This window comes from Burkholderia arboris (assembly GCF_902499125.1).
GTDB classification, from domain to species: Bacteria; Pseudomonadota; Gammaproteobacteria; order Burkholderiales; family Burkholderiaceae; genus Burkholderia; species Burkholderia arboris.
Genome location: NZ_CABVPX010000017.1, coordinates 1 through 16,852 on the forward strand (window position 1 = coordinate 1; position 16,852 = coordinate 16,852).

Below are 16,852 nucleotides of genomic sequence, written 5' to 3' on the forward strand. Positions count from 1 at the left end.
CGGCCGGCAGCAAGACGGCGGCCACGCCCGCGCCGGTCGTGCCGTGCCCGGCCAACCCGGCGTCCGGCGGCGACGCCGGCGCGACGGGCAAGTCCGGCGCGTAAGCGGGCAGCGCGCAGGCGAGCGCTCGAAGCGGCGCTCGCCTGCGTGGCGTATCCGAGAGCGATCGCCGGCCGTGACAGGCGGCATCGCGCCGCCACGACCTGCACCGCGCCTCATCTTCATCGGCCGGACGGCGACTTTGCATTGTTTGTCAAAGTCGGCCGGAACCGGCGCCACGCCACACGGTCGGCTTGCGTTTTCCGGCCCGATTGACGATCCTACGCACTTTCCGGCTCGCGCCGTTCGTCGTACGCGCCGGCCGGCGACGCCGGGCCGCGTTCGGTCCGACCGCCGTGACGCCCTGCGCCCGCACGCACACCGCGTGCACCGCAGTGGGGCAGCCGCATCGCGGGTCGCCGCGCATCGTCCGGCAACCGCCTCGTCTCATCCGTTCTCCCCGGCGCCGTGCCGTTTCCCCGGCAGGCTTCCCGAACCCGCCCGTCCAGGGCTTTCGCTATTCCGTTTATGTTTCGTTCCCTGACGACCCTGATCAAGAAGTGGCGCGCGTCGCGCAATGCCGGTCACCAGCTCGATGCGCTGCTCGCGCATGCCGACGCCGATGCGTCGTATGCCGAGCGCAGCGAATGGCTGATCGAGCTCGCGCACTGGCTGCACCGCAACGGCACGATGCAGGCCGCGCAGGACACCCCGGCCGATCGCGACGTCGACACGCGCGCGTATCCGGCTCATGCGCGGCTGCGCTACCTGTTCCACGTGCTCGACCGCAACCCCGCCTGGAAAGCGCATGCCGCGCGCATCCTGCGCGGCATCCTGCGCGAGTGCGACGGCATCTCGCTGCTGTGCGACGCCGGCATGCCCGTGCACTCGGGCTTCTTCGGCGCGCTGTTCGAGCGGATCGACTCGTCGCTGATCCCGCCCGCGCCGAACCGCCGCGAGCTGTCGGCGCTGTTCACGCTGATGTTCCCGGCGCCGGAAGACGCGAAGTGGATCGACGCGCTGCCCGACGACCTGCTCGCGCGCCTCGCCGAGCTGATTTCGTTCGACGTCACCGAGGAAGAGCGCCACGAACCCGGCTCGTTCTCGCGCGACCTGCTGGCCGCACTGCATAACCTGACCTGCCAGATCAGCTCGACCGGCCTGTCGCAGACGGTACGCAGCCGGCTGTCCGACGACGACGCGCGCAAGCCGCTCGAATCGCAGCCGTTCTACCGGCTCACGCGCGCGATGCTCGCGGTCGAGACCGCGCACGCGGCCGTCGAGGACGGCGGCGACCCGAGCAAGCTGCTGCACGAGGTGAACTATCTGCGCGTGCTGCTCGACGAATGCCGGATCGCCGTCGACGACGTGTTTTCGCACCTGTACCGCAACGGCGTGTCGGTCGACATCGTGTTCCAGGTCGAGCGGATGCGCATGCGCATCCTGCGTGCGGAAACACTGCTGAACGCGTGGATGGCGCGCGACGACCTGCGCGGGATGGCGCACCTGACGGCCGAACTCGTCGACGCGAACCAGAACAGCCAGAGCGTCACGCACCTCGTGCGCAGCAACTTCTCGCTGTTCGCGCGCAAGCTCGTCGAGACCAACGCGGACACCGGCGAGCACTACATCTCGCGCGGCCGCGCCGAGTACCTGAAGATGCTGCGGATGGCCGCGGGCGGCGGCCTCGTCACCGTCGCGACCGTGTGCGTGAAGTTCGCGATCACGGGCGCGCACCTGCAGTCGATGCTCGAAGGGCTGCTCGCCGGCGTCAACTACGCGGCCAGCTTCATGCTGATGCACTTCCTGCACTTCACGCTCGCGACCAAGCAGCCCGCGATGACCGCGCCGACGCTTGCGCGCGAGCTCGACGACACCGGCCACGAGGAAGGCGTGAAGGCGTTCGTGTCGTCGGTGATCGCGCTGATCCGCACCCAGGCTGCCGCGATTTCCGGCAACGTGCTCGTCGTGCTGCCCGTGTGCCTGCTCGTGCAGCTGTTCGCGGGCAACGTGCTGCACGCGAATCTGATCTCGCCCGACAAGGCGCACGCGACACTCCACTCGTTCTCGCTGCTCGGGCCGACGCCGCTCTACGCTGCGCTGACGGGCGTGCTGCTGTGGGCGTCGAGCCTGCTCGCGGGCTGGGCCGACAACTGGTTCGTGCTGCACCGGGTCGGCGACGCGCTCGCGTACAACCGCCGGCTGCGCCTCACGCTCGGCGCGGCCGGCGCCGCGAAGCTCGCGCACTTCTGCCGCTCGAACGTCGCCGGCGTGGTCGCGAACGTCGGCCTCGGCCTGATGCTCGGCCTCGTGCCGGCGATCGTCACCGTATTCATGTTCCCGTTCGAGGTGCGCCACGTGACGCTGTCGGCCGGCTCGATCGGGATCGCGCTCGGCGTGCTGGGCAAGGATGCGCTCACGACGCCCGAACTGTGGTGGGCCGGCGCCGGCGTGCTCAGCATGGCGATCCTCAACGTGCTGGTGAGCTTCGCGCTCGCGTTCACGATGGCCGTGCGCTCGCGCAGCCTGCGCCGCACCAAGGTGCGCGCGCTCGTCGCCGCGATCGTCCGCACGGTGCTGTCGAATCCGCTCGCGCTGTTCTGGCCGGCCGGCGGCCAGGCCGAACGCGCCGGTCAGACGGGCTCGCACTGAGCCCGCGGCAGTGCGGCGGCGCCCGGCCGGGTGTCGCCGCGCCTGCCTCCCGGCACGCGAAAGCAGCCGCCCTGCGGGCGCTGCCACACCGAAACGCCGGCCCCGGCCGCCCGCGCCGCGTACAATGGTGGACTTTTGCACGTCCTCACCCGCCTTATGTCCTCGCCCACCCTGTTCGAATTCTTCGCCCCCTGCCCGCGCGGCCTCGAAGCGGCGCTTGCCGCCGAGCTGGCCGAAATCGCCGGCCGCCACCTGAACGGCGCGCCGTTCACCGCGGGCGCGCAGGTGCCGGGCGGCGTCCATTTCAGCGGCGGCTGGGCCGCCGGCATGGCCGCGAACCTCCATTCGCGGATCGCGAGCCGGATCCTGCTGAAGATCGCGCACCGCGCGTACCGCAACGAGCAGGACGTCTACGCGCTCGCGCTCGAGCAGCCGTGGGAGCGCTGGTTCGCGGCCACGCAGACGCTGCGCGTCGACATCACCGCGATCAAGTCGCCGCTGAAGAGCCTCGAATTCGCGACGTTGCGCGTGAAGGACGCGATCTGCGACCGGATGCGCGACAAGACCGGCGCGCGCCCGAGCATCGACACCGGTGCGCCGGATGTGCGCGTGTTCGCGTTCCTGACCGCCAACGAGTGCACGCTGTACCTCGATACGTCGGGCGAGCCGCTGTTCAAGCGCGGCTGGCGTCTCGACAAGGGCGCGGCGCCGCTGCGCGAGAACCTCGCGGCCGGCATCCTGCGCCTGACGGGCTGGACGCCCGGCACCGCGCTGTACGACCCGATGTGCGGCAGCGGCACGTTCCTCGCGGAAGCCGCGCAGATCGCACTCGGCGTGGCGCCCGGCTGCGAACGCCGGTTCGGCTTCGAAAAGCTCAAGCAGTACGACATCACCGCGTGGCAGGGGCTGAAGGTCCCGGCGCTGGACGCGAAGCGCGCGGCGCGCGCCAAGCGCAACGACGCGCTCGGCGTGTACGGCAGCGACATTTCCGGCGACATGCTCGAGAAGGCCCGCGCGAACCTCGAGCGCGCGGGCGTGCCGTCGGTGTGGCTCAAGCAGGTCGACGCACGCGGGATGACGCCGCCGTGCGACGCGCCGGGCATCATCCTCGCGAACCCGCCGTACGGGGAGCGGATCGAAGTGCGCGGCCGCAGCGCGCGCGGCGAAGTGCGCGAAACCGGCCGCAACCGCGGCAACGACGACGCGTTCCGCCGCACGCACACCGACGCGCCGGACAGCGAGTTCTTCAACGTGCTCGGCGATGCGCTGAAGCAGCGCTTCACGGGCTGGCAGGCGTTCCTGCTGACGTCCGACCGTTCGCTGCCGGGCCTGCTGCGCCTGCGCGAATCGGCCAAGACGCCGCTGTTCAACGGCGCGCTCGAATGCCGGCTGTTCCGCTTCGACCTGATCGCCGGCAGCGTGAAGGCACGCCCGGCCGCGCCGGAAGGCGACGCATAAGCATCCGTCCGCTTCCACAAGCGACGACGTCTCAGGGGCCGCTATCGCGGCCCCTGTGCCATTTCGCAGCCGGTCAGTGCTTCGATTTCGACCAGCGCCCCATCGTGAACGGCAGCGCGTGCCCCGTCTCGAGCAGCGTCTTCAGGCTCGACAGCACGACCGGCCAGCCGCCGCGAATGCCGCGATCCATCTCCGAACCGGCCAGGAGCCCGTCGTGCGTGACGGTCAGCTTCACGACACCTTCATGCGGCTCGACGAGGTAGGTCACGCGCGATTCCTCGCCCTCCCCCGACGGCGTGCGCCACGTGACCACCAGCCGGTGCGGCGGATCGTTCTCCACCACTTCGCCGACGATGTCGACCCGCGACGGATCGTCGTAGTCCTGATGTTCCCAGCGCGAGCCCGGCCGCCAGTCGGGTGACGCATTGCGATGCCGCACCCAGTAGTCTTTCGTCAGCTCGGCGTTGGTCAACGCATCGAACACGCGCTCGGGCGTCGCTGCGATGAAGGTCACGTACACAAAGGCGGGATTACCCATCGTCGTCTCCTGTTTCGCCGGCCGCTTCGAGCCCGCGCTTGAGATCCGCCAGCGCCTGGAGGCGCTGACGCTCGAACTTGCCGATCCAGCGTTCCGCGATGTCGTGGATCGGCACCGGATTCAGGTAATGCAGCTTCTCCCTGCCGCGCCACGTCGTCGCGACGAGATTCGCGGCCTCGAGCAGCGCGAGATGCTTGCTCACGGCCTGCCGGCTCATCGCGAGCCCGTCGCACAGCTCGGACAGCGTCTGGCCGCTCTTTGCGTGCAGCAGGTCCAGCAACTGACGGCGCGTGGCATCGGCCAGCGCCCTGAAAACGAGATCCATGCCACTCCCGGGTCAATGGCTTCATTATGCAACCAAATGGTTGCATGTCAAGGGTGACAACTCTACTGACAATACGGTGTCAGCAGCCCGCGCTCACACTGCAATCCCGGCGCAATGCAGGCTGGTTTCCGCACCGAACCCGAATAACAACGCAACAAGGAGCTCGTCATGACGACCGCAACTGCCACCGCAACCCTGGAACGCGCAATCGCCTGGTTCGACATTCCGTCCCTCGATTTCGAACGGGCGATCCGCTTTTACGAAACCGTGCTGCAGACCACGTTGCGGCGCGAAATCTTCGGCGGCGTGCCGATGGCCACGTTCGATCGCGAGGCGTCGAGCACGGGCGGCAGCATCGTGTTCGATCCGCAGCAGATGAAGCCGAGCGCGAACGGCGTGCTCGTCTACCTGAACGCAGGCGAATCGGTCGTCGCGGCGCTCGAACGTGCGAAGCGCGCGGGCGGCGTCGTGCAGGGCACGGTCGTCGAGCTGCCGAACAACTACGGCTACGTCGGCTACCTGATCGACACCGAAGGCAACCGCGTCGGTCTGCACGCGCCGAAATGCCACTGAGCGCACCGGTCAGCGGGCGGGCGCGGCGCTATCATCGCGAAGTCCCCGTAACGGAAGGAATCGAGGTGCTGTCATGACCCGCCGTGCCGACCGCCTGTTCCAGATCGCCGAGCTGCTGCGCGGGCGTCGTCTCACGACCGCGCAGCAGCTGGCCGACTGGCTGTCGGTGTCACCGCGCACGGTCTATCGCGACGTGCGCGACCTGCAACTGTCAGGGGTGCCGATCGAAGGCGAGGCCGGCATCGGTTACCGGCTGAACCGCAACGCGAGCTTGCCGCCGCTCACGTTCACGGCCGAGGAGCTCTCGGCGCTCGCCACCGGCGCGCGCATGCTCGAGACCTGGGGCGGCGCGCGCTTCGCGAGTGGCGCGCGCTCGGCGCTCGCGAAGATCGCGTCGGCAATGCCGGCCGACAAGCGCACGGCGCTCGACCGCCTGCCGGTGTTCGCGCCGTCGTTCCACATCGACGAGACGTTCTGCGCAAAGGTCGACGCGATCCACCAGGCCATCGACACGCGCCACATCGTGAGCTTCGACTATCGCGACCGGCTCGGCGCGCATTCGCAACGCCGCGTATGGCCGCTCGGTCTCGTCTACTGGGGCGGGCGCTGGACGATCGGCGCGTGGTGCGAGCTGCGCGGCGATTTCCGCACCTTCGACATCGCGCGAATGGGTGACATCACCGTGCACGAGCAGTTTCCGGACATGGAAGGACGGCGGATCGCCGACTACATGCGGATCGCGGAAGCGCCGATGCGCTGACGCTCTGCGGCGGCGGGCGCGAAGCCGCGCGCCGCCGTCATTCGTTGCCCGACCGCCGTTCGGCGCCCGGCCATTCCCGCGTTATCCGCCGAACACCACCGGCCGCTTCGGCCGCTCGTCGACGTGCAGCGAAAACACGTCCGCCCGCGCGTAGTGGCCGACGACGTCGAAATCGTAGCGCGCCCGCACCAGCTCGTCGGTATCGATGCGCGCGGTCACGAGCCCGGCCTCGCCGATCAGCGGCTCCGTCAGCAGGTCGCCGAGCGGCCCGACGATCACGCTGCCGCCGCGGATCAGCGGCCGCTCGGGATCCCAGCCCGGCACGTCGATGCCGAGCGCACGCGGCGACGGCTGCACCTGGCACGCGCTCACGACGAAGCAACGCCCTTCATGCGCGATGTGGCGCATCGAGCTCTGCCACAGGTCGCGCTCGTCGACAGTCGGCGCACACCAGATCTGCACGCCTTTCGCGTACATCGCGCAGCGCAGCAGCGGCATGTGGTTCTCCCAGCAGATCGCGGCGCCCGCGCGGCCGGCTGCCGTTTCGACGACGGGCAGCGTCGAGCCGTCGCCCTGCCCCCAGATCAGCCGCTCGGTGCCGGTCGGCATCAGCTTGCGGTGCTTCGCGACGAGCCCGTCGCGCGGATCGAAGAACAGCGCCGTGCAGTACAGCGTGCTGCCGCCGCGCTCGATCACGCCGACCACGAGGCTCGCTCCCGTACGCTGCGACAGCGCGGCCAGCTCGTCGGTCTCGGGCCCCGGCACGTCGATCGCCTGCGCGGCATAGCGCGCATACGCGTCGCGGCCTTCGGGCAGCCGGTAGCCGAGCCGCGTGCCGAAGATTTCGCCTTTCGGATAGCCGCCGAGCACGGCCTCGGGCAGCACGACGAGCGACGCGCCGCTGTCGCGAATCGCGGTTTCGTAGCCGAGGATCGTGTCGAGCGTAGCGCGCGTGCCGGCGGGCGACGCGCCGATCTGCAAGGCGGCGATGACTGACGTGGACATGGTGGCGACTCCGGTGAATGGGATGCCGCCATCTTTATCGATAAGATGTCATCGATCAAATCGATAGAAAGATATCTGTCATGAATGTGGATGATATCGCCGGCCTCGACCTGAACCTGCTGAAGGTGTTCGAGGCGCTGTACGAGGAAGGCGGCGCGAGCCGGGCGGCGCTGCGGCTCGGCCTCACGCAGTCGGCCGTCAGCGCGGCACTCGCGCGGCTGCGCGTGATCTACGCCGATCCGCTGTTCGTGCGCACCGGCCGCGGGCTCGCGCCGACGCCGCGCGCGGACGAACTGAAGCCGATCCTGTCCGACGCGCTCGACCGCTGCCGCGAAAGCCTCGCGATCGCGGCCGACAGCGGCGAGCGCGTTGGCCGCACGATCTCGGTCGGGCTGTCCGACGACTTCGAGATCGCGCTCGGTCGCGCGCTGATCGATGCGGTCGCGCGCGAAGCCGCGGGCATCCGGCTGATCTTCCGGCAGACCCACAGCGGCATCGCCGGCGATGCGCTGCTGCGGCACGGTGTCGATCTCGCGATCGCGTCGGGCGGGTTCTCGGCGAACGGGCTCAGCCGGCGCGCGGTCGCGACGGGCGGCTATGCGTGCCTGATCGACCCGGGCGCCCGCGCTCAGCGGCCGCGCACGTTGACGCTCGCCGACTTCCTGCGGCGCGACCACCTGCTCGTGTCGTCGGGCGGCGTGATCGGGATCGTCGACGAGGCGCTGGCCGCGCTCGGCCACAAGCGGCGCGTCGCCGCGTCGACCACGCATTTCGCCGCGCTGCCGTACCTGCTCGCCGGCTCCGACGCGATCGCAACGATTCCCGCGCACGCAGCGCGCACGATCGCGCAATCGACGCCGCTGCGCGCGCTCGCGTGCCCGGTCGACCTGCCGCGCTATCCGGTCGAAATCGGCTGGCGCACGAGTACGCAGCGCGATCCGGCAATCGTGCGCGTGCGCGACACGATCGCCGCGTGCGTCACGCGCCTCGTCGCGCCATGAACGACGGCGCGTCAGCGCTGCCTGCCGCGCCGCCGGCGTGTGCCGAATCCGCACAACCGCATGGACGCCGCTTTTCACCCGGGACGACGGCCGTGCCGCCGTGTTCCGCACGATCGATCGTGCATGAACGCGGCGCGAACCGGACCCGTGCCGCAGCACATCGGCAGGATGCAGCGCTTACGGGGTCGGATTCGTCTAACGAGAGGGCCGGCAGCGTTCGGGCGCAACCGGTAAAATGCCGAACCATGAAACCCGAAATCTGGACCCCGCATGTGACGGTCGCCGCGCTCGTCGAGCACGCCGGCCGCTTTCTCGTGATCGAGGAAGAAACCTCGACGGGCCTGCGCATCAACCAGCCGGCCGGTCATCTCGAGGCCGGCGAAACGCTGGCCGACGCCGTGATCCGCGAAACGCTCGAGGAAACCGCGCACCCGTTCACGCCCGACGCGCTCGTCGGCGTCTATCTCGCGCACTACGACCGCCCCGGCACCGCCGGCGCGACCTACCTGCGCTTCACGTTCTGCGGCAGGGCCGGCGAACCGGTCGCGGGCCATGTGCTCGACGAAGGCATCGTCCGCACGCTGTGGATGACGGCCGACGAACTGCGCGCGTGCAGCGAGCGCCATCGCTCGCCCGCGGTGATGCGCTGCGTCGACGACTATCTCGCCGGGCGGCGCATTCCGCTCGATTTCGTGCATACGCATTCGGTCGCGCCGCGCCCCGAGGCATTCGAACGTCAGGCGGTCAACAAATGAGCAAGCGCCGTGTGGTGGTGGGCATGTCGGGCGGCGTCGATTCGTCGGTGACGGCATGGCTGCTGAAGGAACAGGGCTACGACGTGGTCGGCCTGTTCATGAAGAACTGGGAAGACGATGACGACGGAGAGTACTGCTCGACGCGCCAGGACTGGATCGACGTCGTGTCGGTGGCCGACCTGATCGGCATCGACGTGGAAGCCGTCAACTTCGCCGCGGAATACAAGGACCGCGTGTTCGCCGAGTTCCTGCGCGAATACTCGGCCGGCCGCACGCCGAACCCGGACGTGCTGTGCAACGCCGAGATCAAGTTCAAGGCGTTCCTCGACCACGCGATGTCGCTCGACGCGGAAATGATCGCGACCGGCCACTATGCGCGCGTGCGCGAACGCGACGGGCGTTTCGAACTGCTGAAGGCGTTCGATCATACGAAAGACCAGTCGTACTTCCTGCACCGGCTGAACCAGGCGCAACTGTCGAAGACGATGTTCCCGCTCGGCGAGATCCCGAAGACGAAGGTGCGCGAGATCGCCGCGCAGATCGGGCTGCCGAACGCGAAGAAGAAGGATTCGACCGGCATCTGCTTCATCGGCGAACGGCCGTTCCGCGATTTCCTGAACCGCTACCTGCCGACGAAGCCCGGCCCGATGAAGACGCCCGACGGCAAGGTGGTCGGCGAACACATCGGCCTCGCGTTCTACACGTTCGGCCAGCGCAAGGGCATCGGCCTCGGCGGCAGCAAGAGCGGCAGCGGCGAACCATGGTTCGTCGCCGCGAAGGACATCGCGTCGAACACGCTGTACGTCGTGCAGGGCCACGATCATCCGTGGCTGCTGTCGCGCCAGCTCGTCGCCGGCAACGTCAGCTGGGTCGCCGGCGAGCCGCCGGCCGACGGCTTCGCATGCGGCGCGAAGACGCGATACCGGCAGGCCGATGCGGCATGCGCATTCGGCGCCGCGCCCGCCGGCCCGGAAGGCGAAGCCCGCTTCTCGCTCGCATTCGACGACGCGCAGTGGGCCGTCACGCCCGGCCAGTCGGCCGTGCTGTACGACGGCGAGATCTGTCTCGGCGGCGGCATCATCGAACTCGCGACAACCGGCCAGCCCGGTCAGGCCACGCCCGCGGAAGGCCACGCGCCGGCACTCGCCGACGCACGCTGACACACCGGCGGCGCGCGAGCGCCGCCGCCCCTCGTTCAGCGCATGCTTTGCAACGCCGCATCGTAGCGCTCGCGTGCCGCGTCGAGCGCGGGGAAATGCCGCTCCGCCCACCGGTCGAGCGCCACCAGCGTCTGCACCAGCGATCCTGCCACCGGTGTCAGCCGGTATTCGACATGCACGCGCCGGGCGTCGATCTCGACACGCTCGATCAGCCCGTTGCGCACCAGCTCGCGCAGCGTTTGCGTGAGCACCTTCTGCGAAATCCCGCCGATGCGCCGCAGCAGCTCGCCGTTGCGCAACGGCCGCTCGGCCAGCGCCGGCAGGATCAGCAGCGTCCATTTGCCGGCGATCAGGGCCAGCGCGTCGCGCGCCGAGCAATCCGCCGCATAGACGTTGCCGGGAAATGCCATGGTTACCTCCGGGTACGTGATTGCGCCGCCCCGCCGCTGCGCGCCATCATCGTCTCACACTCACGGAGCCCGTCATGCAGGTGCTGATCGTCGTCGCCCATCCCGAACCGCGCTCGTTCAACGCCGCCCTCGCCTGCGCGGCGGCAAAGACGTGCCGCGCGGCAGGCCACATCGCGACGATCGCGGACCTGTACGCCGACGCGTTCGATCCGGGCGAGGCGCCGCGCCACTACGCGGACCGGCTCGATGCGTCGCGCTTCGATGCGCAACGCGAACAGCGCCATCACTGGGAGCGCGGCACGCTCGCACCGGAGGTCGAGCGTCACGTCGGCCTGCTGCGGCAGGCCGACGCGCTGATCCTGCAGTTCCCGCTCTGGTGGTTCGGCGCGCCCGCGATCCTGAAAGGCTGGATGGACCGCGTGTTCGTCTACGGGGGCCTGTACAGCAGCAGCCGGCGCCATGACCGCGGCGTGCTGCACGGCCGCCGCGCGCTGCTGAGCGTCACGACCGGCTCGTCGGCTGCCGCATGCGCGCCCGACGGCCGGGAGGGCGATACCCGCCTGCTGCTATGGCCGATCATGTACGCGCTACGCTATATCGGCTTCGACGTGCTTGAGCCGCACCTGATCCACGACGTTCGCGGCGATCTGGCCGGCGACGGCGCGCAGCAACGCGACGCGCGCCTCGCGCGGCAGCTTGCGGACTACTGCGCGCGGCTGGTCGAGTGGGATGCGTGGCCGTCGGTACCGTTCAACCGCGACAGGGATTTCGAAGCCGGCGGCAAGCTGAAGCCCGACGCGCCCGCCTACGGCCCGTTCATCCGCCACGCCGGCGCCGACTGCTGAGCGATCGCTCGGCAACGCTGGCTTCACGGGACCCGTAGTAGACTCTCGACCATCGCGGGCGCCGGCAGCGGCCGGGTACGGCACCGGCACCACGCCCGCCGGCCCGGCGCGACGCCGCCCGTGCCGGCCTGCCGGCCGCCGCGCGTCTCGCGCAGCGGCCATCATCCGAATAATGACGATGGAGTCCCCATGTTTTCCCGACGCTACCTGGCGATGTGGTGTGCCGTCCTGCTGCTCGTCGCGGCGGCCGCGCTCGCGTCGGCCCATATGCTTTCCTGGCTGTGGATCATCATCCCCGTCGCCCTCGTCGCGCTCGGCGTGTACGACCTGAAACAGGACCGTCACGCGATCCTGCGCAATTACCCGCTCTGGGGCCACTTCCGCTTCCTGTTCGAATTCATCCGACCTGAAATCCGTCAGTACTTCGTCGAGGACGACACCGACGAGAAGCCGTTCTCGCGTGCGCAGCGCAGCCTCGTCTACCAGCGCGCGAAGAACGTCGCCGACAACCGGCCGTACGGCACCGAGCTGAACGTGAAAGCCGTCGCGCACGAATGGATCAGCCACTCGCTCGCGCCGACGAAACTGCCGAACCACGATTTCCGCATCCGCGTCGGCGCGAATCGCGCGCAACCGTACGACATTTCGATCTTCAACATCTCGGCGATGAGCTTCGGCTCGCTGTCCGCGAACGCGATCCGCTCGCTGAACCTCGGCGCGAAGAAAGGCGGGTTCGCGCACGATACCGGCGAAGGCTCGCTGTCGAAGTACCACCGCGAGAACGGCGGCGACATCATCTGGGAAATCGCGTCCGGCTACTTCGGTTGCCGCAACGACGACGGCACGTTCAACCCCGACAAGTTCGCGAAGCAGGCTGCCGATCCGCAGGTCAAGATGATCGAGGTGAAGCTGTCGCAGGGCGCGAAGCCCGGCCACGGCGGCGTACTGCCGGCCGCGAAGATCACGCCGGAAATCGCCGAAACGCGCGGCGTGCCGATGGGCAAGGACTGCATCTCGCCCGCGACGCACTCGGAATTCTCGACGCCGCGCGGGCTGCTCGAATTCGTCGAGCGGCTGCGCACGCTGTCCGGCGGCAAGCCGACCGGCTTCAAGCTGTGCATCGGCCATCCGTGGGAATTCTTCGGCATTGCGAAGGCGATGATCGAGACCGGCATCGTGCCCGACTTCATCGTCGTCGACGGCGCGGAAGGCGGTACGGGCGCGGCGCCGCTCGAATTCACCGACCACGTCGGCGTGCCGCTGCAGGAAGGGCTGCTGCTCGTGCACAACACGCTCGTCGGGATCGGCGTGCGCGATCGCGTGAAGATCGGCGCGAGCGGCAAGATCATCACCGCGTTCGACATCGCGCGCACGCTCGCGATCGGCGCGGACTGGGTGAACTCGGCGCGCGGCTTCATGTTCGCGGTCGGCTGCATCCAGGCGCAGCACTGCCACACCGACCGCTGCCCGACCGGCGTCGCGACGCAGGACCCGGTGCGCCAGCGCGCACTCGTCGTGCCCGACAAGGCCGAGCGCGTGTTCAACTTCCACCGCAATACGCTGCATGCGCTGCAGGAACTCGTGCAGGCCGCCGGCCTCGGGCATCCGTCCGAGCTGCGCGCGCATCACATCGTGCAGCGGGTCGCGCCGCACGAGGTGCGGCTGATGTCGCAGTTGCTGAAGTACCTGAAGCCCGGTGCGCTGCTCGACGGCCAGACCTGCGGCTTCACGCTGTACGACAAGTGGTGGCCGATCGCGCGCAGCGATTCGTTCACGCTTGGCGAAGCCGTGTACGCGTCGATCGAGTGACGCGCTGCCGCCCCGCTCCGGCGGCGGCCTGCGCGACAAAAAGAAAAGCGCCCCGCGGGGCGCTTTTCTTTCGTCTGCCGAATGCGCGTACGCGCGGCCGGCAACCGCTCAGTTCTGCGGCAGCGTATCGGCGAACGATTGCCGCTGCTGGAGCTTCACGAAATGCTTGTCGAGGTTCGGGTGGCGATCGCGCCAGTTGAGCTCGGGCATCCGGAAGTCGAGATAGCCGAGCGCGCAACCGAGTGCGATGTCGGCGAGCGTGTAATGATTACCGACGCACCACGTCTTGCCGCCGAGACCCTGCGACATCGCGACGAGACCGTCGTCGATCTTGCGCTGCTGGCGCGCGATCCAGCTCGCGCTGCGCTGCGCCTCGTCGCGCATCGTGTGCTCGATGCGAATCGCGACCGCCGCGTCGAGGACGCCGTCGCCCAGCGCTTCCCAGCAACGGACCTCGACACGCTCGCGGCCCGACGGCGGAATCAGTTTGCCGACCGGCGACAGCGTGTCGACGTATTCGCAGATCACGCGGGAATCGAACACCGCGGCACCATCCTCCATCACGAGGCACGGGACCTTGCCGAGCGGATTCGATGCATGAATATCCGTCTCCGGCGCCCACACGTTCTCGAGCTCCAGCTTGTAGTCGATCTTCTTTTCAGCGAGCACGATCCGCGCCTTGCGGACGTACGGGCTGCCGAGCGAACCGATTAATTTCATCATCTGCCTTTTTTGGGGAACCGCCGAGAGTATACGTTGTCGTCGATCATAACCGGCCAGCGTCGCGTGACAGAAAATCGGCCGTCCGGCCTGTGGATGGTTTGCAACAGCCGCCGCGCGGGCCTTCCGGTGCGGCTTCCGGCCCCACTCTCACGCACCGCGTCGCGCGGCGCTACAATCGCACGATGAATGCGCCCCTCGATACCGCCATCGCCGTCGACGTCTACCGCCAGCGCCGTGAACGCGTGCTTGCCGCACTGCGTGCCGCGGGCGGCGGCGTCGCCATCGTCCCCACCGCGCCGGAACTGCTGCGCAACCGCGATACGGCCTACCCGTACCGGTTCGACAGCTACTTCCATTACCTGACGGGCTTCACCGAGCCGGATGCCGTGCTCGTGCTGAACGCGGCCGCACCGCACGGCGCGCCGGAGTCGATCCTGTTCTGCCGCGGCAAGAACGTCGACCGCGAGATCTGGGAAGGCTTTCACTACGGGCCCGACGCCGCGCGCGACGCGTTCGGTTTCGACGCGGCATTCGCGGTCGACGTGATCGATACCGAGATGCCGCGCCTGCTCGCCGACGCGGGCACCGTGCACTACCGGTTCGGCGCATCGGCCGACTTCGAGCGCCAGCTTGCCGGCTGGATCGATGCGGTGCGTGCGTTGGCACGCACGGGCGTCGCCGCGCCGGACGCGCTGCTCGACCTCACGCCGCTGCTCGACGACATGCGGCTCGTGAAGGACGAACACGAACTCGCGATCATGATGCGCGCCGCGCACATCTCCGCGCTCGCGCACCGCCGCGCGATGCAGGTGTGCCGCCCCGGCATCCGCGAATACGAACTCGAGGCCGAACTGCTGTACCTGTTCCGCAAGCACGGCGCGCAATCGCCCGCGTACGGTTCGATCGTCGCGGCCGGCGCGAATGCGTGCGTGCTGCACTACCCGGCCGGCAACGCGGCCGCGCAGGACGGCGACCTGATCCTGATCGACGCCGCATGCGAACTCGACGGCTACGCATCGGACATCACGCGCACGTTCCCGGCCAACGGGCGCTTCTCGCCCGCGCAGCGCACGCTGTACGACATCGTGCTCGCCGCGCAGCAGGCCGCGATCGATGCAACGCGCGCGGGCGTGCCGTTCGAGGCGCCGCACGATGCGGCGGTACGCGTGCTCGCGCAGGGCCTGCTCGACACCGGCATCATCCCGAAAGCGCGCTTCTCGACCGTCGACGACGTGATCGCCGAGCGCGCCTATTCGCGCTTCTACATGCATCGCACCGGCCACTGGCTCGGGATGGACGTGCACGACTGCGGCGACTACCGCGAGCGGCTCGCCGAGCGCGACGACAATGGCGCGCTGCCGTGGCGCACGCTGAAGCCCGGCATGACGCTGACGGTCGAACCCGGCCTGTACGTGCGCGCGGCCGACGACGTGCCGTCCGAATACTGGAACATCGGCATCCGCATCGAGGACGACGCGATCGTGCGCGAGCACGGCTGCGAGTTGATCACGCGCGGCGTGCCCGTCGCGGCCGACGAGATCGAAGCGCTGATGCGCGCGGGCGCATGACCGGCCGCCGACCGTTACCACCGTTTCACGAATCAAGATGACGACCGCTTCCTCCCCGGCCACGCCGGACTACGACCTCGCCATCGTCGGCGCGGGCCCCGTCGGGCTCGCGCTCGCCGGCTGGCTCGCACGCCGCAGCGCGACGCAGCACGCATCGATCGCGCTGATCGACGCGCGCGAACCGGCCGCGAATGCGAACGACCCACGCGCGATCGCCGTGTCGCACGGCAGCCGCGTGCTGCTCGACACGCTCGCGTGGCCCGCCGACGCGACGCCGATCGAACATATCCACGTGTCGCAACGCGGCCATTTCGGCCGCACGCTGATCGACCGCGAAGAGCACGACCTCGCCGCGCTCGGCTATGTGGTGCGCTACGGCTCGATCGTGCAGGCGCTCGCCGGCGCCGTGCGCAGCACGCGCGTCGACTGGCTCACGTCGACCACCGCACGCGCGCCGCAGCAGGACGCCGACGGTGTCACGCTGACGCTCGACGGGCCGCAGGGCGAGCGCACGCTGCGCGCGCGGATCGTCATCAATGCCGAAGGCGGGCTGTTCCATGAACAGCAGGCCGATACGGCCAAGCATCGCCGCGATTACGGGCAGACCGCACTCGTCGGCACGGTCACGGTATCGGCGCCGCGCCCGAACGTCGCATGGGAACGCTTCACGCACGAAGGCCCGCTCGCGCTGCTGCCGCTCGGCGGGCCGCGCCAGGCCGACTACTCGCTCGTCTGGTGCTGTACGCCCGACGAAGCGGCACGCCGCGCGGCGCTGCCCGACGACGCGTTCCTGCGCGAACTCGGCAGCGTATTCGGCGCACGCATGGGCGAGTTCGTCGCGATCGCCGGGCGCGCATCGTTCCCGCTCGGGCTGAACGCCGCGCCGACGCTCGTCAGCGGCCGCGTCGCGATCGTCGGCAATGCCGCGCAAACCCTGCACCCCGTCGCGGGCCAGGGGCTCAACCTCGGGCTGCGCGATGCGCATACGCTCGTCGACGCGCTGTCCGCGCAAGGCTTCGAAGCAACCGCGCTCGCGACCTTCAACGCGCGCCGCGCGCTCGACCGGCGCTTCACGATCGGTGCGACCGACACGCTGGCCCGCCTGTTTACGATCGACTCGGGCCCGCTTCCGCTGCTGCGCGGCGCGGCGCTGACCGCACTCGAATTCGTGCCGCCGCTCAAGAAGGCGATCGCGCGCCAGATGATGTTCGGCCAGCGCAACTGACACGCG

16 protein-coding genes are annotated in these 16,852 nt (G+C 69.2%); 11 read left to right on the forward strand and 5 right to left on the reverse strand.

The window, feature by feature from the left end; all coding sequences use genetic code 11:
• The first annotated feature begins 567 nt into the window (after positions 1 to 567).
• Both BLA15945_RS20635 and BLA15945_RS20640 read left to right on the forward strand, forming a co-directional pair.
• A complete protein-coding gene (locus BLA15945_RS20635) occupies positions 568 to 2,691 on the forward strand; it encodes a site-specific recombinase (RefSeq protein ID WP_059236073.1) in 2,124 nt (707 codons plus the stop codon).
• 156 nt (positions 2,692 to 2,847) lie between these two features.
• Positions 2,848 to 4,149 carry a THUMP domain-containing class I SAM-dependent RNA methyltransferase gene (locus BLA15945_RS20640; RefSeq protein ID WP_059236074.1) on the forward strand — a complete coding sequence of 434 codons (1,302 nt, stop codon included), beginning with the start codon at positions 2,848 to 2,850 and terminating at the stop codon, positions 4,147 to 4,149.
• A 73-nt stretch (positions 4,150 to 4,222) separates the two neighbouring features.
• Here the strand turns inward: BLA15945_RS20640 and BLA15945_RS20645 are convergent, their stop codons facing one another.
• Together BLA15945_RS20645 and BLA15945_RS20650 are read right to left on the reverse strand one after the other, a co-directional pair.
• On the reverse strand, positions 4,223 to 4,687 hold the full coding sequence (locus BLA15945_RS20645; protein WP_174993258.1) for an SRPBCC family protein: 465 nt from the start codon (positions 4,685 to 4,687) through the stop codon (positions 4,223 to 4,225).
• Positions 4,680 to 5,012 carry an ArsR/SmtB family transcription factor gene (locus tag BLA15945_RS20650; protein WP_059236076.1) on the reverse strand — a complete coding sequence of 111 codons (333 nt, stop codon included), beginning with the start codon at positions 5,010 to 5,012 and terminating at the stop codon, positions 4,680 to 4,682. Before BLA15945_RS20650 ends, BLA15945_RS20645 begins: the two co-directional genes overlap by 8 nt.
• Positions 5,013 to 5,180: 168 nt before the next feature.
• Here BLA15945_RS20650 and BLA15945_RS20655 point away from each other — a divergent pair, with 168 nt between their 5' ends.
• Positions 5,181 to 5,585, forward strand: a complete 405-nt coding sequence (locus BLA15945_RS20655) for a VOC family protein (protein WP_059236078.1) — start codon at positions 5,181 to 5,183, stop codon at positions 5,583 to 5,585.
• Between the two features lie 73 nt (positions 5,586 to 5,658).
• Positions 5,659 to 6,345 carry a helix-turn-helix transcriptional regulator gene (locus BLA15945_RS20660; protein ID WP_059236080.1) on the forward strand — a complete coding sequence of 229 codons (687 nt, stop codon included), beginning with the start codon at positions 5,659 to 5,661 and terminating at the stop codon, positions 6,343 to 6,345.
• Positions 6,346 to 6,426: 81 nt separating this feature from the next.
• Here BLA15945_RS20660 and BLA15945_RS20665 read toward each other — a convergent pair whose 3' ends face one another.
• The gene (locus tag BLA15945_RS20665) at positions 6,427 to 7,350 is read right to left on the reverse strand and encodes a carbon-nitrogen hydrolase family protein (RefSeq protein ID WP_059236082.1); all 924 of its coding nucleotides are present in this window, start codon (positions 7,348 to 7,350) and stop codon (positions 6,427 to 6,429) included.
• An 80-nt stretch (positions 7,351 to 7,430) separates the two neighbouring features.
• On the opposite strand from BLA15945_RS20665, the gene BLA15945_RS20670 reads away from it, so the two are divergent.
• The 3 genes from BLA15945_RS20670 to mnmA all read left to right on the forward strand — a co-directional run bounded on the left by BLA15945_RS20670 (position 7,431) and on the right by mnmA (position 10,266).
• Positions 7,431 to 8,351 carry a LysR family transcriptional regulator gene (locus tag BLA15945_RS20670; RefSeq protein ID WP_059236085.1) on the forward strand — a complete coding sequence of 307 codons (921 nt, stop codon included), beginning with the start codon at positions 7,431 to 7,433 and terminating at the stop codon, positions 8,349 to 8,351.
• A 245-nt stretch (positions 8,352 to 8,596) separates the two neighbouring features.
• Positions 8,597 to 9,106 (forward strand): NUDIX hydrolase, encoded by a 510-nt coding sequence (locus BLA15945_RS20675; RefSeq protein ID WP_059236087.1) that lies wholly within the window; start codon positions 8,597 to 8,599, stop codon positions 9,104 to 9,106.
• The gene (gene mnmA, locus BLA15945_RS20680) at positions 9,103 to 10,266 is read left to right on the forward strand and encodes a tRNA 2-thiouridine(34) synthase MnmA (RefSeq protein ID WP_059236089.1); all 1,164 of its coding nucleotides are present in this window, start codon (positions 9,103 to 9,105) and stop codon (positions 10,264 to 10,266) included. Before BLA15945_RS20675 ends, mnmA begins: the two co-directional genes overlap by 4 nt.
• Before the next feature lie 35 nt (positions 10,267 to 10,301).
• Here the strand turns inward: mnmA and BLA15945_RS20685 are convergent, their stop codons facing one another.
• Positions 10,302 to 10,676 carry a winged helix-turn-helix transcriptional regulator gene (locus BLA15945_RS20685; protein WP_059236090.1) on the reverse strand — a complete coding sequence of 125 codons (375 nt, stop codon included), beginning with the start codon at positions 10,674 to 10,676 and terminating at the stop codon, positions 10,302 to 10,304.
• Between the two features lie 74 nt (positions 10,677 to 10,750).
• Between BLA15945_RS20685 and BLA15945_RS20690 the strand changes: the two genes are divergently transcribed.
• The gene (locus tag BLA15945_RS20690; RefSeq protein WP_174993259.1) at positions 10,751 to 11,521 is read left to right on the forward strand and encodes an NAD(P)H-dependent oxidoreductase; all 771 of its coding nucleotides are present in this window, start codon (positions 10,751 to 10,753) and stop codon (positions 11,519 to 11,521) included.
• A 189-nt stretch (positions 11,522 to 11,710) separates the two neighbouring features.
• The gene (locus BLA15945_RS20695; RefSeq protein ID WP_059236094.1) at positions 11,711 to 13,330 is read left to right on the forward strand and encodes an FMN-binding glutamate synthase family protein; all 1,620 of its coding nucleotides are present in this window, start codon (positions 11,711 to 11,713) and stop codon (positions 13,328 to 13,330) included.
• A gap of 108 nt (positions 13,331 to 13,438) precedes the next feature.
• Here the strand turns inward: BLA15945_RS20695 and BLA15945_RS20700 are convergent, their stop codons facing one another.
• The gene (locus BLA15945_RS20700; protein ID WP_059236096.1) at positions 13,439 to 14,053 is read right to left on the reverse strand and encodes a glutathione S-transferase family protein; all 615 of its coding nucleotides are present in this window, start codon (positions 14,051 to 14,053) and stop codon (positions 13,439 to 13,441) included.
• Between the two features lie 182 nt (positions 14,054 to 14,235).
• Here BLA15945_RS20700 and BLA15945_RS20705 point away from each other — a divergent pair, with 182 nt between their 5' ends.
• Positions 14,236 to 15,621, forward strand: a complete 1,386-nt coding sequence (locus BLA15945_RS20705) for an aminopeptidase P N-terminal domain-containing protein (RefSeq protein WP_174993260.1) — start codon at positions 14,236 to 14,238, stop codon at positions 15,619 to 15,621.
• A 37-nt stretch (positions 15,622 to 15,658) separates the two neighbouring features.
• Entirely contained in the window at positions 15,659 to 16,846 is a 1,188-nt protein-coding gene (locus BLA15945_RS20710; RefSeq protein WP_059236100.1) for a UbiH/UbiF/VisC/COQ6 family ubiquinone biosynthesis hydroxylase, read from the forward strand.
• Positions 16,847 to 16,852 lie beyond the last annotated feature (6 nt).